The sequence below is a fragment of the Streptomyces sp. NPDC002787 genome (assembly GCF_053592095.1).
This window is the reverse complement of sequence record NZ_JBSFVC010000015.1, coordinates 190,117-214,846: the sequence shown is the minus strand read 5'-3', so window position 1 is coordinate 214,846 and position 24,730 is coordinate 190,117. Positions and strand designations below refer to the sequence as shown.

The following is a 24,730-nucleotide window of genomic DNA, read 5'->3' as shown; positions in this document are numbered from 1 at the left end:
TGAAAGAGGTGACCCACTCATGCCCCGAAGCAGGACGAGGAAGTCCTGGAAACCCCGTGCGGCGGCCACCGCGCTGGCGCTCTGCGCGCTGCTCACCGGCTGCTCCGGACCGGACGGGTCGGGCGGTGTCGGCGGCCAGGTCGTCCTGCGGTACACCTGGTGGGGCAACCCGGACCGGGCGGCCAGAACCCAGACGGCCGTCGAGCTCTTCGAGAAGAACAACCCGGGGATCGACGTACAGACCTCCTTCGCGGGCTACGAGGCGTACAAGCAGAAGCTCGCCACCCAGGCCGCCGGCGGCGACGCGCCCGACGTCATGCAACTCGACTACCGGATGATCGACCAGTACGCCTCCGGGGGCGTGCTCCTCGACCTCGCGCAGCAGCGATCGGCCCTGGACACGGGCGAGTTCGAGCCCGGGCTCCTCGCCACCGGCAAGGTCGACGGCAAGCAGTACGCCGTACCGCAGGGTCGCGGCACCGAGACCATGGTGTACGACACCCAGAAGTGGAAGGCCGCAGGTCTCGAACCGCCCCGCGTGGGCTGGACGTGGAGCGAATGGGCCGACGCCATGCGGAAGGTGGCGCAGAGGACGGGAGCGCCCGGCGGCACCGACCCCGGTCAGAGCGAGGACGCCTTCGAGATCTGGCTGCGCGGTCAGGGCAAGGCCCTGTACACCGAGGACCGCCGACTCGGCTTCGACGCCGACGACCTGACCCGCTGGTGGACCTTCACCGACAGGCTGCGCCGCGAGGGCGCCGTCTCGCCCGCCGAGCAGACGACCCAGCTCGACGGCACGGTCGAGAACACCCCGCTCGGCCGGGGCAAGGCCGCCTCGGACGTCAACTGGGACGCCCCCGCGAGCGGTTACCTCGCCCTCGTCCCCACCGGGATCTCACTCGCCCCCATGCCGGCGGGCGAGGACGGCACACCCGGCCAGTACTTCAAGCCCTCCATGTTCATGGGCGTGGCCGCCGACTCCGAACACCCCGCGGAATCCGCCCGGCTCGTCGACTTCATGCTCAACGACAGGGAGGCCGCGAAGATCCTCGGCGCGACCCGGGGCATCCCCGTCAACGAGTCGATCCGCGAGGACATCGCCGCCGGCCTCAAGGACTTCGACAAGACCATCTACGACTACCAGGCCACGGTCGAAGGAAAGCTCGACCCGCCTCCCCAGGCGCCCCCTTCGGGCGACAGCGCCCTGCAGACCACCTTCCAGCGCGACTACGACCAGGTCTCCTACGAACGGATGTCCCCCCGCGAGGCCGCCGAGAACTACATCACCGAGGCGAAGGCGGAGCTGAGGTCATGACCACCACGCACGTACCGACGACCGCGAGCGGAAAGGGCGTCGCCCCGCCCGTCCGGCCCGCCCGGCCACCTCGGCGCGAGGGCGCCGCCTGGGTGTTCCTGTCCCCCTGGGTGCTCGGGGCCTGCGTCCTGACCCTGCTCCCGATGGCCGTCTCGCTCTACCTCTCCTTCACCGACTACGACCTGTTCAACGCCCCCAGCTGGGTGGGCCTGCGCAACTACACCCAGATGTTCACCGAGGACCCGCGCTACTGGCGCTCGGTGGTGACGACCCTGATGTACGTCGTCATCGCCGTACCGCTCCAACTGGGCCTGGCCCTGCTGGTGGCCCTGGCCCTGAAGAACATGAAACGCGGCCGGGCCTTCTACCGCTCCGCCTTCTACGCGCCCTCCCTGCTCGGCGCCTCCATGTCCATCGCCCTCGTCTGGCGGGCGATCTTCAACGACGGCGGCACCGTCGACAACCTCCTCGGCACCGGCGGCTGGGTCAACCGGCCCGGCTGGGCGCTGCTCGCGGTGGCCCTGCTGACGGTGTGGCAGTTCGGCGCCCCGATGGTCATCTTCCTCGCCGGACTCCAGCAGATCCCGGGGGAGTTGTACGAGGCCGCCGAGGTGGACGGCGCGAGTGCCTGGCGCCGGTTCCTGTCGATCACGGTGCCGATGCTGTCGCCCGTGATCTTCTTCAACCTGGTCCTGCAGACCATCCAGGCCTTCCAGGTCTTCACCCCGGCCTTCGCGGTCAGCGCCGGTAAGGGCGGCCCCGCCGACTCCACCCTCTTCTACACCCTCTACCTCTACGACCGGGGCTTCGTCGCCTCCCACATGGGCTACGCCTCCGCCATGGCCTGGGTCCTGCTGCTTTCCATCGGGGTGGTCACCGCGATCCTCTTCCGCACCTCCCGCTCCTGGGTCTTCTACGCCTCCGAGGGGGACCGATGACCACCACCACGCCCGCAACTCCTGCCGTTCGTAAGACAGTCGCCTGGCGACGCGTGGCCCTGCACGTCGGCTGTCTCGCCGCGCTCCTCGTGATGCTGTACCCGCTGGCCTGGCTCCTCGCGACCTCCGTCAAGCCGGCGAACGAGGTCATCGCGAGCCTCGACCTGCTGCCCGGCCGCCTGGAATGGTCCAACTACGAGACGGCGCTCGACGGCGTCAACGACGTGTCGGTCGGCCGGCTGCTCGGCAACTCCCTGCTGATCGCCGGCGGGGCCGTCGTCGGGAACGTCCTGTCCTGCTCCCTGGCGGCGTACGCCTTCGCCCGTCTGCGGTTCCGCTTCCGTGGCCCGCTCTTCGCCTTCATGATCGCGACGATCATGCTGCCGCATCACGCTGTGCTGATCCCGCAGTACATCATCTTCAACCAGCTCGGCATGGTGAACACCTACTGGCCGCTGATCCTGCCGAAATTCCTCGCCACGGAAGCCTTTTTCGTCTTCCTCATCGTGCAGTTCATGCGGGGGCTGCCCAGGGAACTGGAGGAGGCCGCCCGGATCGACGGCTGTGGACCGTTCCGGAGTTTCTTCTCGGTGATTCTTCCGCTGACCCGGCCCGCCCTGATCACCACCGCGATCTTCACCTTCATCTGGACCTGGAACGATTTCTTCACCCAGCTGATCTATCTCTTCTCACCCGAGAAGTTCACCCTCACCCTGGCCCTGAGGTCCTTCGTCGACGCGTCGAGCACCTCGGCCTTCGGCCCGATGTTCGCCATGTCGGTGATCGCCCTCCTGCCGATCGTGCTGTTCTTCCTCGCCTTCCAGCGGTTCCTGGTCGAGGGCATGGCCAACTCCGGGATCAAGGGGTGAGGGGATGAGCGCCGTGCGCACGAACAAGGAAGCGGGCGAGATCTTCGGGCCCCGGATGACGCTGTTCGCGGACGTGCTGAGCGTCGGGGTCGCCGTGGCGGTGGTGAGCCTCCCCCTGGTGACGCTGCCCGCGGCGCTCTCCACGGCCTGCGCGGTCCTGCGGGGCGTACGGGAGGATCGCCCGGCCACGGCCCGGCGGTTCCTCGCGGAGCTGCGGCGGCGGCTGCGGCCCGGCGACCTGGCCGCCGGGCTCGTGGCCCTCGCGGGCCTGGTCCTCGTCCTGGCCGATCTGGCCCTCGCCGGCGCCGGACTCCCCGGCGGGGCCGCCTTCGCCCTGGTCGCCGCCGTGATCGGCACCTGCGCCGCCGTGACCGGCCTGCGCGCCTGCGGCCGCCCCGAGTCGGTCGAGGACTGGCCCGCGGCGCTCCGGGGCGCGGCCCGGGACACGGTGCGCGATCCGGGCGGCAGCGGGCTGGTCGTACTCGCCGTCGCCACGGCCGCGTTGAGCGCCTGGATGCTGCTGCCGCTCGCGTTCCTCGTACCGGGGCTGCTGGCGATGGCGCTCACCGCCGTCGACGTACGCGGAAAAGAGGTCGCTCCTCGGGAAGGCGTGTGATGGGCTGGCGGCCCGGGTGTCTTGGCGGCCCGGGTGTCTTCGCGGAGGGTGAGCGCAACGGTGAACAGGCGGCGGCGGAAGAAGCTGTCCCGGCGGCTGGTGTGGGCAGCGATGATCGGTGACACCGCCGAGGTCGACGCGCTGCTGCGCGCCGGGGCTCCCGCGGAGACGACCGACGCCGAGGGGACGACGCCGCTGTACGCGGCGTCCGTCCACGGCGCGGCCGACACGGTCCGCCGGCTGCTGGCGGCCGGGGCCTCGCCCGACACCGAGAGCGGACACGGCGCGCAGGGCACACCGCTGTGCGGCGCCGCGTGCTGGGGGCACACCGAAACGGTGCGCGAACTGCTGGCCCACGGCGCCGACCCCGACCTCCGCGAGGACCACGGCACGGGCCGCTCCCCCCTCGACTGGGCGGCCACCGGCCCCTACCCCGAGACGACGGCTCTGCTGCTCGCGGCGGGGGCCCGGCCTTCCGGGACGTAGAGACGCTCAGAACGCGTACGGCCCGAACCGCCCCCAGGCCACCACGGCCGCCAGGACCAGCAGTACCAGGCTCGGGACCGTCTCCTTGGCCTCGTCGCGGCGGAGGTGGAAGACGACCGCGCCGAGCATCGTGACGGCGAGGCCGGTCGCCGCGAGCGGGACGAACACCGGGGCTATGTCGAGGACGGCCGGAAGGATCAGTCCGACCGCGCCCAGGCCCTCCAGCGCGCCGATGGTCTTGACCATGCCCGGGGAGAACGCGTCGACCCAGGTCATGCCCGAGGCCGCCAGCTTCTCCTTCGACTGGGCGGTCTTCATCAGGCCGGCGGCGAGGAAAACGGCCGCGAGGAGGCTCGCGATGATCCAGAGGGTGACGTTCATGGCGACTCTTCCAGACGATGAGTTGAAAGTTCAAGGGAAGTGGCGGCTTCAACGTAGGTGGTTCGACTTGAATGGTCAAGTCATCGTTCGCTTGATCACTTGAAGCGGCACGTAGAGTGGGCGCCATGGAGACACCGCAGCAGTCGCCTTGGCTGACCGATGAGGAGATGGAGACCTGGCATGCACTGGCGGGCGTGATGGTCAGACTGCCGAGCGCGCTGGACACGCAGCTGCAGCGGGACGCCGGCGTCAGTCACGTGGAGTACCTGGTGATGGCACTGCTCTCCCAGACGGAGGGACACACCCTGCGGATGAGCGACCTGGCCGGGTACGCCGGTTCCTCCCTGTCCCGGCTGTCCCACCTCGTGAAGCGGCTGGAGAGGAGCGGCTGGATACGCCGCGAGCCGGACCCCTCCGACGGGCGCTACACGCTCGCCGTCCTCACCGACGCCGGACACGCCAAGGTCGCCGAGAGCGCGCCGGGTCACGCCGACGCCGTACGGCGCTATGTGTTCGACGCGCTCAGCAAGACCCAGCAGCGGCAGCTGCGGGAGATCGGGCGGCGCATCTGGCAGACCGTCGCCCCGGACGACCACTGCCTGCCGCCGAACTGACGGCTCGCCGCCCAGGCGGACACGTGGCCCTCGACTGACGGCTCAGTGGTCCGTCGGCGGGCCCGTCGTCCCGCGGACCTCCAGGGTGGGTGTGGTCAGGACGACCTTGGCGGGACGGGCCGGATCAGCGATGCGGTCGAGCAGACACTGGGCGGCGCGGCGGCCGACGTCGTGGCTGGCGTTGTCCACGGTGGTGAGCCAGAGGTGGCGCAGACGCGAGACATAGGTGTTGTCGTAGCCGACGAGGGAGAGGTCGCGCGGCACCTTCAGGCCCAGCTCCTCGGCGGCGGACAGGGCGCCCACGCAGGCCATGTCGTTGAACGCCACGATGGCGGTGGGGCGTTCGGGAGCGCTGAGCAGCCGGACCGTGGCGCGGTAGCCGCCCTCCTCCGTGAGGTCGCCGCGCTCGACGGCCGCCGTGTCGGTCAGGCCGTGCTCGCGCATGACCGCCTCGAAGCTGCGGCGGCGCAGCGCGCCGACCACGCCTTCCCCCGCGATGTGCGCGATGCGCCGGTGCCCGAGGCCGATGAGGTGCTCGGTGGCGAGACGGGTCCCGTGCTGGTCGTCGCCCGCGACGACGTCCACATGGGGGAGGGCGGGCTCTCGGGCGCCCGCCACCACGGTCGGGATCAGACCGGCCGCCGTGCGCAGTGCCTCGGACGGCGGCAGGGTACCCACCGCGATCAGCCCGTCGACCCGGAGCTCGGTGAAGGTGCGGGTGAGGTCCTCGCCGAGGCGCCGGTTGAGATGGCCGTCGGCCAGCAGCATGCGCAGACCGTTGTCGTGCAGCCGGGAGTTGAGACCGTCCAGCAGCTCGACGAACCAGGGGTTGCGCATGTCGTTGAGGAGGACGCCGACCGTGCGGGTGCGGCGCTCGCTCAGGCTGCGCGCGGCGGCGTTCGGCCGGTAGCCCAGCTCGTCCACGGCCGTCAGCACGGCCTCCCGCTTCTCGGCGCGCACCTGGTCGGAGCCGCGCAGCACCAGGGAGACCAGGGACTTCGACACGCCGGCCCGCTCGGCGACATCCCGGATCGTCGGGGGTCTCATGGCGTGGACCGTTCCACAGGCGGCGCGCCGTTGTCAAAGGGGTTGACAGCGCTGAACACGGCCCCGCATGGTGAGCGGCGAACGTTCTGGAACGGTCCAAAACACGGGTCCGGGAATTCCAGTGAGGGTCCGAAGAAGGGCAGTCATGGTGCGTGCGCTCGGTGTCGCCGTCGTGGGGTTCGGCTGGATGGGACGGGTGCACACCCAGGCGTACGCCCGCGTGCCGCACCACTTTCCGCAGCTGCCCCTCAGGCCTGAGCTGGTCACCGTCGTCGAGGAGGTGCCCGGCCGTGCCGAGGAGGCGGCCCGGCAGTTCGGGTTCGCGACGACCGCCCGGGACTGGCGTGAGGTGGCCGCCGACCCCCGCATCCAGGCCGTCAGCATCACCGCGCCTAACTTCCTGCACCGCGAGATCGGCGTCGCCATGGCCGAGGCCGGCAAGCACATCTGGATCGAGAAGCCGGTAGGGCTCACCGCCGCCGACGCCCGCGCCGTCGCGGACGCGGTCACGGGGGCCGGCGTCCAGGGCGCCGTCGGCTTCAACTACCGCAACGCCCCCGCCGTCGACGCCGCCCGTGAACTGATCGCCGCCGGGGAGATCGGCACGGTCACCCATGTCCGCATCCGCCTCTTCAGCGACTACGCCGCTCACCCCGAGGGAGCCCTGACCTGGCGTTACGAGCGCGAGCGCGGCGGCAGCGGAGTCCTCGGCGACCTCGCCTCGCACGGCGTGGACCTCGCCCGTTTCCTGCTCGGCGACATCGCCTCCCTCACCGCCGACACGGCGATCTTCGTCCCCGAGCGGGCCCGGCCCACCGGCGCCACCGCCGGCCACACCCGCGCCTCGGGCGGCGAACTGGGCCCCGTCGAGAACGAGGACTACGTCAACTGCCTGCTCCGCTTCGCCTCCGGAGCCCGCGGCGTCCTGGAGGCCTGCCGGGTCTCCGTCGGCGAACAGAACAACTACGGCTTCGAGATCCACGGCACCGAGGGCGCGCTCTTCTGGGATTTCCGCCGCATGGGCGAACTGGGCGTCAGCAAGGGTGACGCCTACCAGGACCAGTCCGTCCACACCGTCTATGTCGGCCCCGACCACGGGACGTACGGCGCCTTCCAGCCGGGCTCCGCCAACGCCATGGGCTACGACGACCTCAAGGTGATCGAGGCGTACAACTTCCTGCGCTCCATCGCCGAGGGCACCCCGTACGGCACCACCCTGGCCGACGCCGTGCACAGCGCCACCGCGCTGGACGCCATGAGCCGCTCGGCGGACTCCGGGGCGTGGGTCACCCTCTGAACGGCTGCTGACCGGCCCTGAACGGCCCCTGGAGGGCGATCAGTTGCGGACGAGCAGCTGGAAGTCGAAGGAGTAGCGCGAGGCCCGGTAGATGTGGGTGCCGTATTCGACCGCGCGGCCGGTGTCGTCGTACGCCGTGCGCTGCATGGTGAGGAGGGCGGCGCCCTCCGGTTCGCCGAGGCGTTCGGCCTCCTCGGGGGTGGCGATCCGGGCGCCGACGCTCTGGTGGGCGCTGTGCAGGGTGATGCCGGCGTTGCGCATCATCCGGTACAGGCCCGTCGACTCCAGGCGTTCGGTGTCGAGGTCCAGCAGCCCGGCGGGGACGTGGTTGGACAGGAACGCCACCGGCTGGCCGTGGGTGAGGCGCAGCCGCTCGAAGAGGTGCACCTCCGCGCCCTCGGCGATGCCCAGCGCGGCCGCGACCTCGGCGGAGGCCTGCCGGATCTCGCTCAGCAGCACCTTGGTCGTGGGCTGCTGGCCGGCCGCCTCCAGGTCGTCGTAGAGGCTGCTCAGCTCCAGGGGCCGCTTCACCTGGCTGTGCACGACCTGTGTGCCGACGCCCCGGCGGCGTACGAGCAGGCCCTTGTCGACGAGCGACTGGATGGCCTGCCGTACGGTCGGCCGGGACAGGCCGAGGCGGCCCGCGAGCTCGATCTCGTTGCCCAGCAGACTGCCCGGACCGAGCTCACCGTGCTCGATCGCCGACTCCAGCTGGCGGGCCAGCTGGTAGTACAGCGGCACCGGGCTGCTCCGGTCGACACCGAGGCCGAGGCTCTCTGTACTCCCCGTAGTCGCGCTGGTCACGCCCATGAGGGTATCCGTCCGTCCGGATGACAGGAACCCCTGTCATCGCATTGTCCTTACATGACCTCGGGATGGGGGTAGGTCCCGACGGCTCCGCCGGGGCCGTCCCACCGACCTTCCGTCAGAGGTGACGGCGCTGCTTGGCCACCTCGCGGTCGTACGCCACCCGGGCCTCGACGGCGGCCGGGCGGGAGGCCGTCTCCGCGACCGGCACGTCCCACCACGCCTCCGCCGGGGGAGTCGTGGGCGTCGGGTCGGTCTCCACGTACACGCAGGTGGGCCGCTCCGAGACGCGGGCCGCCGCCAGGGCGTCGCGCAGTTCCTTCACGGTCTTGGCGCGGATGACGTCCATGCCGAGGCTGGCCGCGTTGGCCGCCAGGTCCACCGGGAGCGGGGCGCCGGAGAACGTGCCGTCGGCGGCGCGGTAGCGGTAGGCGGTGCCGAAGCGCTCACCGCCCACCGACTCGGAGAGACCGCCGATGGAGGCGTAGCCGTGGTTCTGGATGAGGACCAGGTTGACGGGCAGGCCCTCCTGGACGGCCGTCACGATCTCCGTCGGCATCATCAGGTACGTGCCGTCGCCGACCAGCGACCAGACGGCCGTCCCCGGCGCCGCCTGCTGGACACCGATCCCGGCCGGGATCTCATAGCCCATGCAGGAGTAGCCGTACTCCAGGTGGTACTGGCGGGGGCCGCGGGCCCGCCACAGCTTGTGCAGGTCGCCGGGGAGCGACCCGGCCGCGTTGATGACCACGTCCTCGTCGCCGACGACCGCGTCCAGGGCGCCGAGCACCTGGCTCTGGGTCGGTACGGCGTGCTCGTCGGCCGGGGTGTAGGCCGCCTCGACGATCCGCTCCCAGCGCTCCTTGCCGGCCCGGTACTCGGCCTCGTACGGCTCGCTCACCCGGTGGTCGGCGAGGGCGCCGGTGAGCGCTTCGAGACCCGCTCGCGCGTCGCAGACCACCGTCCGGGCCGCCAGCTTGTGGGCGTCGAACGCGGCGATGTTGAGGTTGACGAAACGGACGTCCGGGGTCTGGAAGAGGGTGTGGGAGGCGGTGGTGAAGTCGGTGTAGCGGGTGCCCACGCCGACGATCAGGTCGGCGGTGCGGGCGATGTCGTCGCAGACCGCCGTGCCCGTGTGGCCGATGCCGCCGAGGTCGGCCGGGTGGTCGTACCGCAGGGACCCCTTGCCCGCCTGGGTGGACGCGACCGGGATGCCCGTGGCGTCGACCAGCGCTTTCAGGGCGTCCTCGGCCTCGCTGTGGTGGATGCCGCCGCCCGCGACGATCAGGGGCCTTCGCGCGTTGCGGATGGCCCGTACGGCCTCCGCCAGCTCGACCGGGTCGGGCACGGGACGCCGTACGCCCCACACGCGCTCGGCGAAGAACTCCTCCGGCCAGTCGTACGCCTCCGCCTGGACGTCCTGCGGCAGGGCGAGGGTGACGGCGCCGGTGTCGGCCGGGTCGGCGAGGACCCGCACGGCGTTGAGGGCGGCGGGGATCAGGGCCTCGGGGCGGGTGACGCGGTCGAAGTGGCGGGAGACCGGGCGCAGGGTGTCGTTGACCGAGACGTCGGCCTCGGTCGGGTGCTCCAGCTGCTGGAGCAGCGGGTCGGCGGTGCGGGTCGCGAAGTAGTCGCCGGGCAGGAGGAGGACGGGCAGCCGGTTGATGGTGGCCAGGGCGGCGCCGGTGACCAGGTTGGTGGCGCCGGGGCCGATGGAGGTGGTGACGGCCTGGGCGGAGAGGCGGTTCAGCTGGCGGGCGTAACCGACGGCGGCGTGCACCATGGACTGCTCGTTGCGGCCCTGGTGGAACGGCATCGTCTCCTCACCGGCCTCCAGGAGGGCCTGGCCGAGCCCCGCGACATTGCCGTGGCCGAAGATGCCCCACGTCCCGGCGATCAGCCGGTGGCGCACACCGTCGCGCTCGGTGTACTGCGCGGACAGGAACCGCACCAGCGCCTGGGCGACGGTCAGACGACGGGTGGGCTGGGACATCGGGACCTCACAGGGCGAAGGGGTCGTGGCGGGGGCGGGGCTTGGGTGGGGGTGAGGCTTCTCGTGCCGGAGCCTCAGAGAGACTTCCCGGAGGGCCCGACGCGCGTGACTGGGACGCCGGTCTGCAACGGATCGAGATCGATTCCGAAACGGCCCATGGCGATCGGATCGAACGATTCGGCGGACTCGGGCATGCGCGTCGCTCCTCGGGTGGGGGATGCGGTCACCGGGAGCCCCTCGCGCACGGGGATGGGCACACTCGGGTCCGGATGTATCCCAGGTGTAGGACGCGGAGTGACCTTCTGTCAAGGATTTGTACAGACATTCGGACCTGCTCGTGAAATGATGTCTTAACAAAGTCTTGACAGGCGTGTGGGGGACGGGTTTGTATCCCGTCCCAACGAAACAGCGCAGACGGCCTACCGGCACAATGATCCGGACTTCAATGTCCGGGCCCGCGCGGGCACTCCGCCCGACGCTGTCCCGTTCCTTTCCCCCTGTCGCACAGTGAGGTGCAGGAAAGATGGACCGCACGTTTCACCCCCGCTCACGCAGAGTGGCCCCCTTCTTCGCCATGGCCGCGGCGTCCGCGCTGCTGATAGCCGGCTGCTCCAGCAGTTCCGGCGGCAAGGAGGCCGAGGAGAGCGGGGCCGACGGATCCGCGGGCAAGGCGGACACCCCGAAGATGACGGTCGCGATGGTGACCCACGCCGGCCAGGGCGACACCTTCTGGGACATCGTCCGCAAGGGTGCGCAGACGGCCGCCGACAAGGACAACGTCGAGCTGGTCTACTCCAACGACCCGAACGCGGCCAACCAGGCCAACCTCGTCCAGAACGCGATCGACCAGAAGGTCGACGGCATCGCCGTCACCCTCGCCAAGCCCGACGCGATGAAGGACGTCATCGCCAAGGCGGAGAAGGCCGGTATCCCCGTCGTGGGCCTCAACTCCGGTATGGACGTGTGGCAGGAGCAGGGGCTGCTGTCGTTCTTCGGCCAGGACGAGACCGTCTCCGGCGAGGCCTTCGGCAAGAAGCTCAACGAGACGGGCGCGAAGCACGCGGTCTGCGTCATCCACGAGCAGGGCAACGTCTCCCTGGAGGCGCGCTGCGCCGGCGTGAAGAAGACGTTCGAGGGCGAGACCGAGAACCTCTACGTCAACGGCACGGACATGCCGTCGGTGAAGTCCACCATCACCGCCAAGCTCAAGCAGGACACCTCCATCGACGAGGTCGTCACCCTCGGCGCCCCGATCGCCCTGACCGCCGTGCAGTCCGTGGACGACGCGAGCAGCAAGGCGAAGGTCGCGACGTTCGACCTCAACAAGGAGCTGACGGACGCCATCAAGGCCGGCGACATCGAGTTCGCCGTCGACCAGCAGCCCTACCTCCAGGGCTACTTGGCCGTGGACTCCCTGTGGCTCTACAAGAACAACGGCAACTACAGCGGCGGTGGCGAGGAGCCGGTGCTGACCGGTCCGGCCTTCGTGGACAAGGACAACGTCGACACGATCGCCTCGTTCGCCGCGAAGGGCACCCGGTGATCCGACCATGACCCAAGCAACGGCACCGGCGGCGGGTTCCTCCTCGCCGCCGGCTCCGCCGGCCGCCCAGAAGGACGGCCGTACCGCTGAACGCTCCCTGGGCCGACGCCTGTTGGCCCGCCCCGAGGTCGGCGCCCTCATCGCCGCGATCGGCGTCTACGCGTTCTTCTTCGCCGTCGCCCCGTCCTTCCGGGAGGCCGGCTCCCTGGCGACCGTGCTCTACCAGGCGTCGGTGATGGGCATCATGGCCCTGCCGGTGGCCCTGCTGATGATCGGCGGCGAGTTCGACCTCTCCGCCGGTGTCGCGGTCACCACCTCGGCGCTCACCGCCGCGATCATCAGCTTCCAGCTGACGGTGAACGTGTGGACCGGCGTGATCGTCGCACTGATCGTGTCGCTGGCGGTGGGCGCGTTCAACGGCTGGCTGCTCATCAAGACGGGTCTGCCGAGCTTCCTGGTGACCCTGGGCTCGTTCCTGATCCTCCAGGGCTCCAACCTCGCCGTGACGAAGATCTTCACCGGCAACGTCGCGTCCGACTCGATCGCCGACATGGACGGCTTCGACCAGGCCAAGAGCATCTTCGCCTCGGAAGTCGGCATCGGCGGCGTCGACTTCAAAATCACGATCTTCTACTGGCTGGTCTTCGCGGCCATCGCCACCTGGCTGCTGCTGCGCACCAAGTTCGGCAACTGGATCTTCGCCGTCGGCGGCAACAAGGACAGCGCGCGAGCCGTGGGCGTGCCGGTGAACTTCACGAAGGTCGCGCTGTTCATGGGCGTCGGCGCGGGCGCCTGGTTCGTGGGCATGCACCTGCTGTTCTCGTTCAACACGGTGCAGTCCAACGAGGGCGTGGGCAACGAGTTCCTGTACATCATCGCCGCGGTGATCGGCGGCTGCCTGCTGACCGGCGGCTACGGCTCCGCGATCGGCCCGGTCATCGGCGCCTTCATCTTCGGCATGGTCAACCAGGGCATCGTCTACGCCAACTGGAACCCCGACTGGTTCAAGGCCTTCCTCGGCGTGATGCTCCTGATCGCCGCCCTCGTCAACTTGTGGGTCCGCAGCCAGGCGACCCGGAGGTGAACCACCCCATGACCGACACGAACCAGACCGACGCCGCCGGCATCACCGGCACCGCGCCCGAGGGCGAGACGCCCGTGGTCGAACTGAGGAACACCGGCAAGGCCTACGGCAACGTCCGCGCCCTGCACGGCGTCAACCTCAGCGTCCATCCCGGCCGCGTCACCTGCGTCCTCGGCGACAACGGCGCCGGCAAGTCCACCCTCATCAAGATCATCTCCGGGCTGCACCAGCACACCGAGGGCGACGTCCTCATCGACGGCACCCCGGTCCGCTTCTCCACCCCCCGCGAGGCCCTCGACGCCGGCATCGCCACCGTCTACCAGGACCTGGCCACCGTGCCCCTGATGCCGGTCTGGCGCAACTTCTTCCTCGGCTCCGAGATGACGAAGGGCCCCTGGCCCGTCCGCCGCCTCGACATCGACAAGATGAAGCGGACCGCGGACGCCGAGCTGCGCAACATGGGCATCGTCCTGGACGACCTCGACCAGCCCATCGGCACCCTCTCCGGCGGCCAGCGCCAGTGCGTCGCCATCGCCCGCGCCGTCTACTTCGGCGCCCGGGTCCTCATCCTGGACGAGCCGACCGCCGCGCTCGGCGTGAAGCAGTCCGGCGTGGTGCTGAAGTACATCGCCGCCGCCCGTGACCGGGGCCTCGGCGTCATCTTCATCACCCACAACCCCCACCACGCCTACATGGTCGGCGACCACTTCAGCGTCCTGCGCCTGGGCACCCTCGAACTCTCCGCCGCCCGCGACCAGGTCAGCCTCGAAGAACTCACCAACCACATGGCCGGCGGCACCGAACTCGCCGCCCTCAAACACGAGTTGGCCCAGGTCCGTGGAGTGGACGTCGAGGAACTCCCCGAGGAGGACGACCTCACCGCACCCGCGGTCCCCTCGAAGGACGGGGCCGTGTAACGCACGGCGGCCGCTCCCCGCGGGCAGCCACGCCGCCGACGACGGCCGGGTCGTCAGGACGACTCTCCTGCCACGACGGCCCCTTCCCCGAAGGGGCGTCCAGGAGGGGCTTCCTGACGATCGCGGCCGTTCGCCGTCGCGCCTCAGCGGTGGTCGCCGCCCGGCTCGGGGCGATGCACCCCACGCGGACGGTACCCGAGGCTGTCCGATCGCCCCACCAGGTCTGCCAGGAGCCAGATGATGGCCAACCACATCTCCGTGCCCTGCAGGCCCGGTTCCGGTCCCGGGCCCGCCGTGCCCGGTCCGAAGACGAAGCCCTTTCCGTCCTGCCAGCGGGACAGGGCGGCGGTGAGCTGCTGTTCGGCCCAGGTGCGGATCTCGGCTGCCCGGTAGCTGTCGTCGCCTCCGGCGCGGCCGCCCAGCTGTCCTGTGCACAGCCAGAGCGGATGGGCGACGTCCAGGACGTTGCAGGCGTTCTCACGCCCCGCGCCGAAGTAGCGGGTGTCCCGGCTGTGGTCCAGTACGGCGTCCACGACCCGCTCCGGGTGCGGAACGGGCACCCCGAACTGCGCGAAGGAACCCCGTGTGAGCCGGTAGTAGCCGTTGACCACCTGGAGGCGGCCGGTGGTGGTCGAGGCGGTGCCCCACATGCCGGTCCAGGGGTCGGCCCGGGTGAGGAGCCAGCCGAAGAGGGCTTCCAGGGTGCCCCGGGTGAGACCGGCGGTGTCGGGGTGGCGCAGGTTCCAGTGTGCGGCTGTCGCCCAGGAGTCGATCCATGCTCCGGCGCCCCACGCGCCGTCCCGCCAGGGCAACCCCTCCAGGCGGGTGATCAATTGATCGGGCGTCATCTTGCCTACACTGGTGGGGGGTTGGGGGAAGCGTGATCCCAGGAGGTCCAGGGCGTAGCCCACCGACAGGACGTGGTACAGGGCTGGGCCCTCGCCGATGAAGCCGTCCGCGTCCGTGAGGGGCGGTTGGTCGCCGAGCTCGGGTATCAGGCCGGTTTGCCGGTCCTGGAGGGCCGTCAGGCGCTCGATGTGTTCCGCCGGGTCGAGCTGCTCGGGAGCGGACGACAGCAGCAGGTCGGCGAGCTCCACGGCGTCGCAGTGCGCTCGCACGGTGGGCGCGGCGCCGGGGCGGTCGGTGTAGTGCTCGCCGTTCCAGCGGCGGGCGATGATGTCCGCGGCCTGGGTGCGGGCGGTGTCGGCGAACCGGGTGAGGACGTCACCGCCGACCGAGGATTTCGTCTCACGCCGGTCCCGGATCCTCCTCGCCGGGTTCCCCGCCGCCACCGTCCACGCCGGCACATCCTTCGTCACCACCGCCCCGGCACCGATGACGCAGTGGTCGCCGATGGTGACGCCGTCGACGACGACCACGTGGGAGCCGATCCAGACGTCGTCGCCGACGGTGATGCCCCGGCTGGTCTGGGGCTGGCGGAAGACCGGTTCGTCGGGCGCGGTGGAGTGGTTGAAACCGAGGAGCGAGGTGTGGGCGCCGATGCGTACGCCGTTGCCCAGGGAGATCGTGCCGCGTACGACGGTGAACGGGTTGAGCGTGCAGTCCGTGCCGGTGGTCAGGTCGCCGGTGACGTAGGCGTGGGCGGCGATGTACGAGTCGTCGCCGAGGCGGAGGAGGTCGGGGAAGACCGCCGCCGACTCGGCCACGTAGCAGCGCTCGCCCACTTCGCTGTCTCCGCCGAGCGACCGTTGCCGATCCCGCTGGGTGGCTCGCTGCTCCTCCGTCGCCTCCTTCTCGAACAGCCAGGGGCAGTGGTCGAAGTGCTTCACGGGCGGCTGCTGTCGATGATCCATGACGCGCACGCTAAGCAGGCGTACGCCATAGGAGGAAGAGGGCCCTCGCGTAACGGGCGGGCGCCACGCGGCGCGTAACAGGCGGGCGTAAAAGGCGGGCGTACTGAGCCGAGCGGGTGGTGGAGGGCTGCGGGGCGGCGCGGTTGCCCTCCGAGCCGCAGTCGGCATCTCATCCTTTTGTCTCTTTAGAGGCTTTTCGTCTTCCGTTAGAGGCTTTTCGTCTTCCGCGTTCGGGATGGGTCCATGCGTATTGGTTCGAACACCGTTCCCGTCGTCGCCCCCGTCACGACTGCGGCGGCCACCAAGGCGTCGGCACTCGGTCCCGTCGCCGCCGTGGCCGGCGCCTTCACGCTGGCCCAACTCCTCCTCGTCCCACCGGGAATGGGACTCGGCTGGGACGAGTCGGTATACGTCAGTCAGGTCAGCCCGCACGCGCCGTCGGCGTTCTTCAGCGCTCCGCGCGCCCGGGGCGTGTCGCTGCTGGTCGCGCCGGTCGCCGCGTGGTCGTCGTCCACCGTGCTGCTGCGGGTGTATCTGGCGGTGCTGTCCGGGCTGGGGCTGTATCTCGCCCTGCGCGTCTGGCGGGGGCGATTCCCGGCGCGGGTGCTGGCGCTCGGCGGCGCGCTGTTCGCGTCCTTGTGGGTGACCCTCTTCTACGGACCGCAGGCCATGCCCAACTACTGGGTCGCGATCGGTGCGCTCCTCTGCGTGGGGTGCTTCCTGCGGGCGCGGAACGATCCCCTGGACCGGGCGGCGTTGTGGGGCGTCGGCGCCGGTACCGCGCTGATGGCGTGGATGCGGCCCACGGACACGGTGTGGGTGACTCTTCCGCTGTTCGTACTGCTGGTGGGCGTACGGAGCCGGCGGCGGTCGCGGCCGGCGCTCGCGATGCTGGCTGGGCTCGGCAGCGGGGCGGGGGCCTGGGTCGTCGAGGCGTATCTCCAGTACGGCGGTCTCGCGCGGCGGCTCGCCGACGCGTCGCGGATCCAGGGCGGGCTGGGCTGGAACATCGCCGTCGACGACCAGCTGCGCAGCCTCGTGGGCCGCACCCTGTGCCGCCCCTGCACCGGCGACATGCCGCACCCGGTGGTCATCGCCTGGTGGTTCGTGCTGCCGGTGCTTGCCGTGCTCGGGCTGGCCGTCGCACTCAGGGCCGGCCAGGCGGCACCCACGGTGGTGCCGTTGGCCTGTGCAGCCACGGCCGCCGTCCCCTATCTGTTCCTCATCGGGTACGCCGCGCCGCGCTTCCTGCTGCCCGCGTACGCCCTGCTCGCGCTCCCCGTCGCCGACGCCCTGCTCGACCTCGTCACTGGGCCGGGCGGGGCCTGGCGGCCGGTCGTGGGGGCGGTCGTGGCGCTCGGGCTCCTCGGACATCTGGCGGTGCAGTACGCGGTACTGGCCCGCACCGTCGAGCGCACGACCGCGTTCCATCGCGACTGGGACCGCACCGCCGCCGAACTGCGGCGCCTCGGCGTACGGCCACCCTGCTTGCTGACCGGTGACTACGCCATCCCCATCGCGTACTACGCCGGCTGCGCCTCCGCCCACACCCACGGCAACAACGCCAACATCACCCGGGACGGCATCCTGCGCACCGCCGAACGCATTCCCGTGGCCACCCTCGTCGCACCGGGCGGCGGCCCACCCGAGTACGCCCGGGCGTGGCCCGCCCACGAGGTCGCCGGGTTCCGGCTGCACGTGGCGCCGACCGGGGCTCGGGCGCCCACGGGTCCCGGGGAGGGGTGATCGGCCCCGCGGATCCCGCCGGGGAGAAGGGGCTCAGGAGACGCCCGTGACGACGGGGGGAAGGGGCTCAGGAGACGCCTGTGATGAAGCCGTCCCTGGCCTTGTCGAAGACGGGCCGGTAGGTGTCCCAGTCGGCCTCCGGGGCCGAGAGGTAGATGTCGTACTCCCGCTCGCCCGCGCGGCCGTAACCGAGGTCGATGGCGCGGAAGGCGCGGGCCCGGCCCTGGAAGGTGAACTCCCACACGGCCGCCGGCTGCCCACGGAAGGTGGTCTGCTGCATGCGCAGCCGCCGGTACGAGCCGGGATAGTTGACCTTGGTGTTGGCCTCGATGTCCTTGAAATGGGCCATGGGGTCCGAGCCGGCGGGGTCCACGATGCCGATCGTGAGCCCGGCCAGTTTCGTCTCATCGGTGTAGGTGACCGACTCGGCCGTCCGTTTGTCGGCCTTCCAGCCGTCCGGGACGGGGAAGGAGATGCCGAGGGTCCTGTCCGTGACCAGGTGGAAGCCGTCGGGGACGGGGGAGGGGGAGGAGGACGGGGTGGCGCCTGCGGAGTTGCCGCCGCCCCGGGGGGCGGCGTCCCCCTCGGGGTCGGACGTCAGGTAGAGCGTCGCCCCGGCGACCGTGGCGGCCACGGTCACGGCGACGACGAGCGGGACGAGGACACGGCGCTTTCCCCGGCCGCGACGCGCGGACCCGCCGCCTTCCGGACCCGCACCGCCCGGGGGGCCGCCCCGGGCGCCGTCTCGGCCCGCACCGCCCCGGCCAGGGTCGCGCTCCGCCTCCTGACCGGCCGCCCGCCAGGCTTCACGGTCGGTGCCACCGCCTGTGCCACCGCCTGTGCCACCGCCCCTGCTCCGGCCTACGCCCCAGTCCGCCGTCTCCGTGTACGCGCCCGAGACCGTTCCCTGGCCCTGGCTTTGGTCCGTGTGCCGACCACCGGTGTCCCGCCCGTCGTACGAGCCTTCCGCGTACGAGCCGCCGACGGCCGTGCCGCCGCCGTACGAGCCGCCCGTGGACGTGCCTCCGCTGTAGCCCCCGATGGACGCGCCCCCGGCGACCCCGCCCCCGTTGACTTCGCCCCCGGCGCCCGGCGTCGGCAGGGCGATCGTCGTCGAGCCGGACGCCACGGCCCGCAGTGCCCGTTCCGTCTGTTCGACGCAGGGGCGGTCGGCGGGGTCCTTGGCGAGGAGGGCCTCGACGAGGGGTGTCAGGGCGCCGCCCTGCTTCAGGGGCTCCAAGGGGTCCACGGCGATGGCGTACGCGGCCTCCATCGCGGTGAGGCGGCGGAACGGCGGGCGGCCCTCGACCGCCTGGTAGAGGGTCGCGCCCAGGGCCCACAGGTCCGACGCCGGGCCGGGCTTCTGTCCGCGGATCCGCTCCGGGGCCATGTAGTGGATGGACCCGACCATCTCGCCCGTCTTGGTCAGGGTCGAGGCCTCCGCGGTCATCGCGATGCCGAAGTCGGTGAGGACGATCCGGCCCTCGGCGCCGAGCAGGACGTTCCCGGGCTTGACGTCGCGGTGCAGCACCCCGGCGGCGTGCGCGGCGCGCAGCGCGGCGACCATGCCCAGACCGATACGGGCCGCCTCCTCGGGCGGGACGGTCCGGCCCTCCGAGAGGAGATCGGCGAGGGTGGGCGCCGGGACGTACTCCATGACGATGCAGGGCCGCCCGTCACCGGTGCCGCCCGCGCCGTCGTCCACGTGGTCGTCGACGACGTCATGGACGACGATCACATTCGGGTGCGCGATGCGGGCCGCGCTGCGGGCCTCGCGGCGGGTGCGCTCGTACAGGGTGACGAGGTCGTCGGCGGACAGGTGCGGCTGCACATGCAGCCGCTTCACCGCGACCTGGCGGTCGAGGACCTCGTCCCCGGCACGCCACACCGTGCCCATGCCGCCGCGGCCTATCTGCTCCGTGAGCCGGTAGCGCCCGGCGATGAGCCGCCCTACGTCCGACACCACGTGCCCTCCGCCAGCCCTGCGTACGTTCGATTCGCCTCGTCACAATAACCGGCCCGAGGTAAGGGCCGAGGAGGCGGACGGGTCACAGGGGGCGCGGTGAGCAGCCGCAAGCCGTTCTGAGCACCCGACCGGCCGGGGAAGTGAGCGGTCGGCGAAGCCCCTCGCAGTCCTGACCGTCCCCCGGGGCCGGTCCCCCGAGAGCTCAACTCCCCGAGCAGTACGCCCGCTTCCCGTACACCGGTGTGAAGGTCGATGATCCTCGCATGACCGCCACACCGTTCAACCCGCGTGCACTGCTGGCGAAGAGCCGGCTCGGCGTCCTCGCCACCCTCAAGTCCGACGGCCGCCCGCAACTGTCCCCCGTCATGCCCTTCTACGACGAAGAGGCGGGCGTCATCCACATCTCCACCACCGAGGCCACCGCCAAGACCGCCAACCTGCGCCGGGACCCGCGCGCGGCCCTGGAGGTGACCAGCTCCGACGGCATGTCCTGGGCCACCGCCGAGGGCACGGCCCACCTCGTCGGACCGGGCACGGACCCCCAGGGCCCGGAGGTCCAGGCGCTGGTGGACTACTACCGTGCCGCCGCCGGGGAACACCCGGACTGGGACGAGTACCGCTCGGTGATGGTCTCCGACCGCCGCGTCCTCATCACCCTCGCGGTCGACCATGTGTACGGTGCAGCGATCGGCTGACGGCACCGGCCCCTGATCATCGACCACCACGTGAACCGTTTCCTCCGGGGGACGGCGGACCGGGCGGGCCCACGACAGGGCGTACGCGCTTGTTCGGCGTACCGTCGTGACTGTGGACTCCACGGCTGACGGTCTTGTGTCCCGTGTCGCGCGCGAGCTCGCCTTCAGAACGGACGAGTTGATCGCCGAGGTGGAGCGGTGCCTGCGCCGTGAGGCGCCCGAACTGTGGGAGCACTCCGGCGCCATGACGTCGGAGAACGTCGCCGCACACATCGTCGCGGTGCTGAGCGGCCTCGCCCACGGGGTCGACCCGGGCGGCATCGGGGCGCCGGCCGCCGAGCTGGCCCGCGTCCGCCGGCTGGCCCGGCACGGCGTCCCCATCGGCGCCGTGCTGCGGGGCTTCCGGGTCGGCCAGAGAGTCCTCCTCGACCGCCTCCTCGAAGAGATGTCCCGGCGCACCGATGACGCGAACCTGATCAGCGAGGCCGCGCGCGGCCTGATCGTGACGGCGACGGCGTACGTCGACCGCACCTCCGAGCAGGGCGTCGTGGCGTACGAGGAGGAACGGGACCGGCGGCTGCGGTGGCGGCTGTCGATGGTGAACGAGGCGAGCATGCGTATCGGCACCACCCTCGACATCGGGCGCACCACCCAGGAGCTGGCCGACTTCGCCACCGAGAAGTTCGCCGACCTCGTCACCGTCGACCTGCTCGACTCCGCGCTCAACTCCCGCGAGGCCCCGGCGGACGACCCGCCCACCTCGCCCGTACTCCACCGGCTCGCCCAGCGCTCCGTCGTCGAACCCGACCCGGCGCCCACGAGCCCCCGCCGCCGCCCGCACACCTACCCGCCCGATTCACCCCTGGCCCACGCCCTGACGACAGGCCGACCGACCCGACACCGCCTCGACGGCGGGGCCCGGGGGCAGGAGGGGGCTGCGGGGGCGTCGGCCGGGGGGTGTGCCTGGGAGAGAGGCCGGGCCGGGGGCGGCGGAGAGGGAGAGGGTGGCGGCGCGAGTGCTGCGGATGGCGGGCGTGCCGGGGACGTCAGGGGTGATGTGCACGGTGGCGGTGGTGTCGGTGGCGGTGGTGCTGTGAGTGGTGGCGGCGCCGGGAGCGGTGGCCCTGCCGGTGGCGTCGGCCGGGTTCACTCCACGCTCGTGGTGCCGTTGCGGGCCCGGGGGGCCACGCTCGGGGTCGCGCAGTTCTGCCGGCACCGTAACCCCGACGCGTTCGACGACGAGGATCTGCTGCTCGCCCAGGAGATCGCGGCGAGGGCGGCGGTGGCCGTCGACAACGCCCGCCGCTACACGCACGCGCGCACCATCGCCCTGACCCTGCAGCGCAGCCTGCTCCCGCGCCGCACCCCGAAGCAGTCCGCCGTCGACGTCGCCTTCCGCTACCTTCCCGCCGACGCCCAGGGCGGCGTGGGCGGCGACTGGTACGACGTCATCCCGCTCTCCGGAGCGCGGGTCGCCCTCGTCGTGGGCGACGTCGTGGGCCACGGCATCCATGCCGCCGCCACGATGGGCCGCCTCCGGACCGCCGTACGGACCCTGGCCGACATCGACCTGCCGCCCGACGAACTCCTCACCCACCTGGACGACGTCGTGATCCGCCTGGCCGCCGAGGCGGAGAGCGGCACGGAGGACGAGCCCGACCCCACCCCGACCACGCCCGCCGCGCCGGCCGAGGCAGCCACCCCTCCCGACGCGACCACACCCGTCACAACGAACGGCCTCATCTACGCTTCCGACACGCCCGTCACCCCCGACATTCCCGACCCGGCCGAACCCACCCCCACATCCGAGGTCGCCGAAGGTACGGAAGGCGTCGGAGCTATCGGTGCCACCTGTCTCTACGCCGTGTACGACCCCGTCTCGCGCCGCTGCACCCTCGCTCGGGCGGGGCACGTGTTGCCCGCCATGGTGTCGAGGGACGGGCACGTCGACATTCTCGACCTGCCACCGGGCCCGCCGCTCGGCCAGGGCGGGCTGCCGTTCGAGGCGGCGGAGGTGGAGCTCCCCGAGGGCAGCCTGCTCGCGCTCTACACCGACGGACTGATCGAGGCGCGGGACCACGACATCGGCGTGGGCCTGGACCGGCTCCGCGACGCCCTGGCCCGGCCCGCGGACTCCCTGGAGGCCACCTGCGACGCCGTACTCGACGCCCTGCTGCCCGCCCGGCCACCCGACGACGTCGCGCTGCTCCTGGCCCGGACCCATGCCCTCGGCGCGGGCCAGGTCGCCACCTGGGACATGGCGGCCGAACCCGCCGCCGTCGCCCGGGCCAGGGCGAACGTCTCCCGGCAGCTGGGCGCATGGGGCCTGGGGGAGCTGGAGTTCACCGCCGAGCTGGTGGTCAGCGAACTCGTCACCAACGCCATCCGCTACGGCCGGCCCCCCATCCGGCTGCGCCTCATCCACGACCGCACCCTCATGTGCGAGGTCTCCGACTCCGGCGGCACCACCCCGCTCCTGCGCCGGGCCCGTGTCTTCGACGAGGGCGGCCGCGGCCTCCTCCTGGTCGCCCAACTCGCCGAACACTGGGGCACCCGCCGAGCCCGCCAGGGCAAAACGGTCTGGGCCGAACTGAACGACTCCACCCCCACACCGTTCCCGGACCTGGTCACCCTCTAGTCCGCCCCCGGCGACGGGCGTTCCCGAACCCCGGCTCGGTCTTCTCCGCAGCTCGGGAGCTGATTCTGAACCCCGGACCAGCGTTCTCCCCCTTCGCCCGGCTCAGCGAACCGGTCAGGCCTGGCGCAGCGGGACCGTGTCCAGGAGTTCGAGGGCCATCCGCCTGGCCGGCTCCCTGGTCTGTTCGGCGACGCGGTGGAAGGTCTCCTCGGCGGCGCGGGCGGGCCAGTCGGGGGGAAGGTGGCGGGTGGGGAGCCGGGGGTCGGTACGGATGGTCCACAGCCATTCGCTGACGAGCCGTAGCCGGGTGCCGAGTGGGTCGACACCGGTACCGGTACCGGGGCCGGGGCCGGGGCCGGGGCCGGACCCGGACGTGGAACCAGAGCCGGAAGCGCTCCCGGAGCCCGTGCCCCCGTGGGCCGTCCAGCGCTTGTCGAAGGTGACGTAGCGGGCGGCGATGCTGTCCAGGTCCCAGGTGTCGCGGATCATCAGCTCGATGTCGGTGGCGACGTTCGCCCGCGCGTGGAAGATCTTGACGTGGGCGGTGAGCCCGAGTTCCGCGACGACGGCGACGACATCGACGTCCCCGGGGGCGATCCACAGCCCGCTGTACAACGCCCCGAACCCTGACCAGGTGAGCCGGGAGCGCAGGTCGTGGCGCTGGCGCTTCCAGGCGTCGGGGAGGGAGAAGCCCAGGAGGGTCCAGGTGCCGTCCCAGTCGTCGTTGACGGCACCCTGTTTCCAGATGCGGGTGCGGCCGTCCCACAGGACACGCGTCGCCTGCGGGGTGAGGCCGAAGTACATCCTGCGCCCCTCGCGCTGGCGGCGCAGCAGACCCCGGTTGACCATGCGGGTCAGCGTGGAGCGTACGGCCTGTTCGCCCACTCCGACGCGGCCGAGCACGTCGATGACGCTGCCCGAGTACACAACCAGATCACGCTCCCCCTCCTCCAGCACGTGGTTGCCGAAGAAGGCGAGCATGAGCGACTGCGGGCGCGGCTGGCGGCCGTCCGGGGCGGCGCTGTCCGGGGTGTCCAGGATGTCGTAGTCCTCCACGGGGCAAGCGTACGGCCGCCCGCCGACGCGTCCGCGGGCGGCCGTACCAGGTCACTGGCCCCCTGACCCCCTCGCTGTCGCGAGGGCGCGTTACGACACGATGGGGACTGATGAGGAGTGATGAGGACTGTCGAGCCCCTTCCGGCAGGCCGGGCCCTCGCGAGTGACCGCCCCATGAGAAAGCAAGGACGCCATGACCACCATCGCCGTCATCGGAGCCGGGCCGGGTCTCGGCGCGGCCGTCGCCCGTCGCTTCGGTCGTGAGGGGTTCGCCGTGGCGCTCGTCGCCCGCGACCTTGAGCGGACGAAGGCACTCGCCGCCGACCTGGCCGACCAGGGCGTCACGGCCCGGGGGTTCGCCGCCGACGTACGCGATCCGGAGGCCCTGACCGCCGCACTCGTCGCGGCGGACGCGGCGCTGGGGCCCATCGAGGTCCTGCAGTACAGCCCGCTGCCGCACCGGGACTTCATGCTGCCGGTGCTGGAGACCGGCCACACCGACCTCGTCGGCCCGATCGAGTTCTCCGTCTACGGCTCGGTCGCCGCCGTACGGCAGGTGCTGCCCGGCATGCGTGCCCTCGGCCGCGGCACCATCCTCTTCGTCAACGGCGGCACGGCCGTGGTGCCGCACCCCGACCGGGCGGGTACGTCCATCGCGTTCGCGGCGGAGAGCGCCTACGGCCACCTGCTGCACGACACTCTCGCGGCCGAGGGCGTCCACGTCGCCCAACTGATCGTCCCCGGCGCCATCGTCCCGGGACACGAGAGGAAGGACCCCGCCGTCCTCGCCGACACCCTCTGGGGCCTCCACCGCGACCGCCACGGCTTCCGTCACTTCGCCGACGACCTCGACGCCTCGTAGCCGACGGGCGCCAGGGCCCACACCCGCACAGCGGCCGACGCGCGGG

Annotated in this window: 21 protein-coding genes; 14 read left to right on the top strand and 7 right to left on the bottom strand. The window is 71.5% G+C overall.

Going from position 1 to position 24,730, the window contains the following annotated elements; all coding sequences use genetic code 11:
• Positions 1-19 precede the first annotated feature (19 nt).
• Genes ACWD26_RS22575 through ACWD26_RS22555 form a run of 5 tightly spaced genes read left to right on the top strand, consistent with a single transcriptional unit; the run spans position 20 to position 4,224 of the window.
• Positions 20-1,315, top strand: a complete 1,296-nt coding sequence (locus tag ACWD26_RS22575; RefSeq protein WP_451272697.1) for an ABC transporter substrate-binding protein — start codon at positions 20-22, stop codon at positions 1,313-1,315.
• Entirely contained in the window at positions 1,312-2,253 is a 942-nt protein-coding gene (locus ACWD26_RS22570; RefSeq protein ID WP_451272695.1) for a carbohydrate ABC transporter permease, read from the top strand. The genes ACWD26_RS22575 and ACWD26_RS22570 overlap by 4 nt, the downstream gene beginning before the upstream one ends.
• Positions 2,250-3,122: a carbohydrate ABC transporter permease gene (locus ACWD26_RS22565; protein ID WP_451272693.1), complete on the top strand. Its 873-nt coding sequence runs from the start codon at positions 2,250-2,252 to the stop codon at positions 3,120-3,122. Before ACWD26_RS22570 ends, ACWD26_RS22565 begins: the two co-directional genes overlap by 4 nt.
• Positions 3,123-3,126: 4 nt before the next feature.
• Positions 3,127-3,738, top strand: coding sequence for a hypothetical protein (locus ACWD26_RS22560; RefSeq protein WP_451272691.1), 612 nt, complete (start codon positions 3,127-3,129; stop codon positions 3,736-3,738).
• A gap of 60 nt (positions 3,739-3,798) precedes the next feature.
• Positions 3,799-4,224 (top strand): ankyrin repeat domain-containing protein, encoded by a 426-nt coding sequence (locus tag ACWD26_RS22555; RefSeq protein WP_451272689.1) that lies wholly within the window; start codon positions 3,799-3,801, stop codon positions 4,222-4,224.
• 6 nt (positions 4,225-4,230) lie between these two features.
• On the opposite strand, the gene ACWD26_RS22550 is transcribed toward ACWD26_RS22555, so the two are convergent.
• Positions 4,231-4,605 (bottom strand): DoxX family protein, encoded by a 375-nt coding sequence (locus ACWD26_RS22550; protein WP_451272687.1) that lies wholly within the window; start codon positions 4,603-4,605, stop codon positions 4,231-4,233.
• Between the two features lie 125 nt (positions 4,606-4,730).
• Between ACWD26_RS22550 and ACWD26_RS22545 the strand changes: the two genes are divergently transcribed.
• Positions 4,731-5,219 (top strand): MarR family winged helix-turn-helix transcriptional regulator, encoded by a 489-nt coding sequence (locus tag ACWD26_RS22545; RefSeq protein WP_451272685.1) that lies wholly within the window; start codon positions 4,731-4,733, stop codon positions 5,217-5,219.
• 42 nt (positions 5,220-5,261) lie between these two features.
• Here ACWD26_RS22545 and ACWD26_RS22540 read toward each other — a convergent pair whose 3' ends face one another.
• Positions 5,262-6,266 carry a LacI family DNA-binding transcriptional regulator gene (locus ACWD26_RS22540; RefSeq protein ID WP_451272683.1) on the bottom strand — a complete coding sequence of 335 codons (1,005 nt, stop codon included), beginning with the start codon at positions 6,264-6,266 and terminating at the stop codon, positions 5,262-5,264.
• Positions 6,267-6,411: 145 nt separating this feature from the next.
• Here ACWD26_RS22540 and ACWD26_RS22535 point away from each other — a divergent pair, with 145 nt between their 5' ends.
• Entirely contained in the window at positions 6,412-7,563 is a 1,152-nt protein-coding gene (locus tag ACWD26_RS22535) for a Gfo/Idh/MocA family protein (RefSeq protein WP_451272681.1), read from the top strand.
• A gap of 39 nt (positions 7,564-7,602) precedes the next feature.
• Here ACWD26_RS22535 and ACWD26_RS22530 read toward each other — a convergent pair whose 3' ends face one another.
• Positions 7,603-8,373 carry a GntR family transcriptional regulator gene (locus ACWD26_RS22530; protein WP_451272679.1) on the bottom strand — a complete coding sequence of 257 codons (771 nt, stop codon included), beginning with the start codon at positions 8,371-8,373 and terminating at the stop codon, positions 7,603-7,605.
• Between the two features lie 115 nt (positions 8,374-8,488).
• Positions 8,489-10,363, bottom strand: coding sequence for a 3D-(3,5/4)-trihydroxycyclohexane-1,2-dione acylhydrolase (decyclizing) (iolD, locus tag ACWD26_RS22525; RefSeq protein ID WP_451272677.1), 1,875 nt, complete (start codon positions 10,361-10,363; stop codon positions 8,489-8,491).
• A gap of 523 nt (positions 10,364-10,886) precedes the next feature.
• Here iolD and ACWD26_RS22520 point away from each other — a divergent pair.
• The 3 genes from ACWD26_RS22520 to ACWD26_RS22510 are packed head-to-tail and all read left to right on the top strand — an operon-like array spanning position 10,887 to position 13,907.
• Positions 10,887-11,906 (top strand): sugar ABC transporter substrate-binding protein, encoded by a 1,020-nt coding sequence (locus ACWD26_RS22520; RefSeq protein ID WP_451272675.1) that lies wholly within the window; start codon positions 10,887-10,889, stop codon positions 11,904-11,906.
• 7 nt (positions 11,907-11,913) lie between these two features.
• The gene (locus tag ACWD26_RS22515) at positions 11,914-12,990 is read left to right on the top strand and encodes an ABC transporter permease (RefSeq protein WP_451272673.1); all 1,077 of its coding nucleotides are present in this window, start codon (positions 11,914-11,916) and stop codon (positions 12,988-12,990) included.
• 8 nt (positions 12,991-12,998) lie between these two features.
• The gene (locus tag ACWD26_RS22510) at positions 12,999-13,907 is read left to right on the top strand and encodes an ATP-binding cassette domain-containing protein (RefSeq protein WP_451272671.1); all 909 of its coding nucleotides are present in this window, start codon (positions 12,999-13,001) and stop codon (positions 13,905-13,907) included.
• A 143-nt stretch (positions 13,908-14,050) separates the two neighbouring features.
• Here ACWD26_RS22510 and ACWD26_RS22505 read toward each other — a convergent pair whose 3' ends face one another.
• Positions 14,051-15,721 carry an acyltransferase gene (locus tag ACWD26_RS22505; RefSeq protein WP_451272669.1) on the bottom strand — a complete coding sequence of 557 codons (1,671 nt, stop codon included), beginning with the start codon at positions 15,719-15,721 and terminating at the stop codon, positions 14,051-14,053.
• Positions 15,722-15,964: 243 nt separating this feature from the next.
• On the opposite strand from ACWD26_RS22505, the gene ACWD26_RS22500 reads away from it, so the two are divergent.
• On the top strand, positions 15,965-17,467 hold the full coding sequence (locus tag ACWD26_RS22500; RefSeq protein WP_451272667.1) for a hypothetical protein: 1,503 nt from the start codon (positions 15,965-15,967) through the stop codon (positions 17,465-17,467).
• Between the two features lie 67 nt (positions 17,468-17,534).
• On the opposite strand, the gene ACWD26_RS22495 is transcribed toward ACWD26_RS22500, so the two are convergent.
• The gene (locus ACWD26_RS22495) at positions 17,535-19,433 is read right to left on the bottom strand and encodes a protein kinase domain-containing protein (protein WP_451272665.1); all 1,899 of its coding nucleotides are present in this window, start codon (positions 19,431-19,433) and stop codon (positions 17,535-17,537) included.
• A 263-nt stretch (positions 19,434-19,696) separates the two neighbouring features.
• On the opposite strand from ACWD26_RS22495, the gene ACWD26_RS22490 reads away from it, so the two are divergent.
• Both ACWD26_RS22490 and ACWD26_RS22485 read left to right on the top strand, forming a co-directional pair.
• A complete protein-coding gene (locus tag ACWD26_RS22490) occupies positions 19,697-20,128 on the top strand; it encodes a PPOX class F420-dependent oxidoreductase (protein WP_451272663.1) in 432 nt (143 codons plus the stop codon).
• 112 nt (positions 20,129-20,240) lie between these two features.
• Complete coding sequence (locus ACWD26_RS22485) at positions 20,241-22,766, top strand: SpoIIE family protein phosphatase (protein ID WP_451272661.1); 2,526 nt, start codon at positions 20,241-20,243, stop codon at positions 22,764-22,766.
• 114 nt (positions 22,767-22,880) lie between these two features.
• Here the strand turns inward: ACWD26_RS22485 and ACWD26_RS22480 are convergent, their stop codons facing one another.
• Positions 22,881-23,822, bottom strand: a complete 942-nt coding sequence (locus ACWD26_RS22480) for a PaaX family transcriptional regulator (protein WP_451272659.1) — start codon at positions 23,820-23,822, stop codon at positions 22,881-22,883.
• 193 nt (positions 23,823-24,015) lie between these two features.
• On the opposite strand from ACWD26_RS22480, the gene ACWD26_RS22475 reads away from it, so the two are divergent.
• Positions 24,016-24,684 carry an SDR family NAD(P)-dependent oxidoreductase gene (locus ACWD26_RS22475; RefSeq protein ID WP_451272657.1) on the top strand — a complete coding sequence of 223 codons (669 nt, stop codon included), beginning with the start codon at positions 24,016-24,018 and terminating at the stop codon, positions 24,682-24,684.
• Positions 24,685-24,730 lie beyond the last annotated feature (46 nt).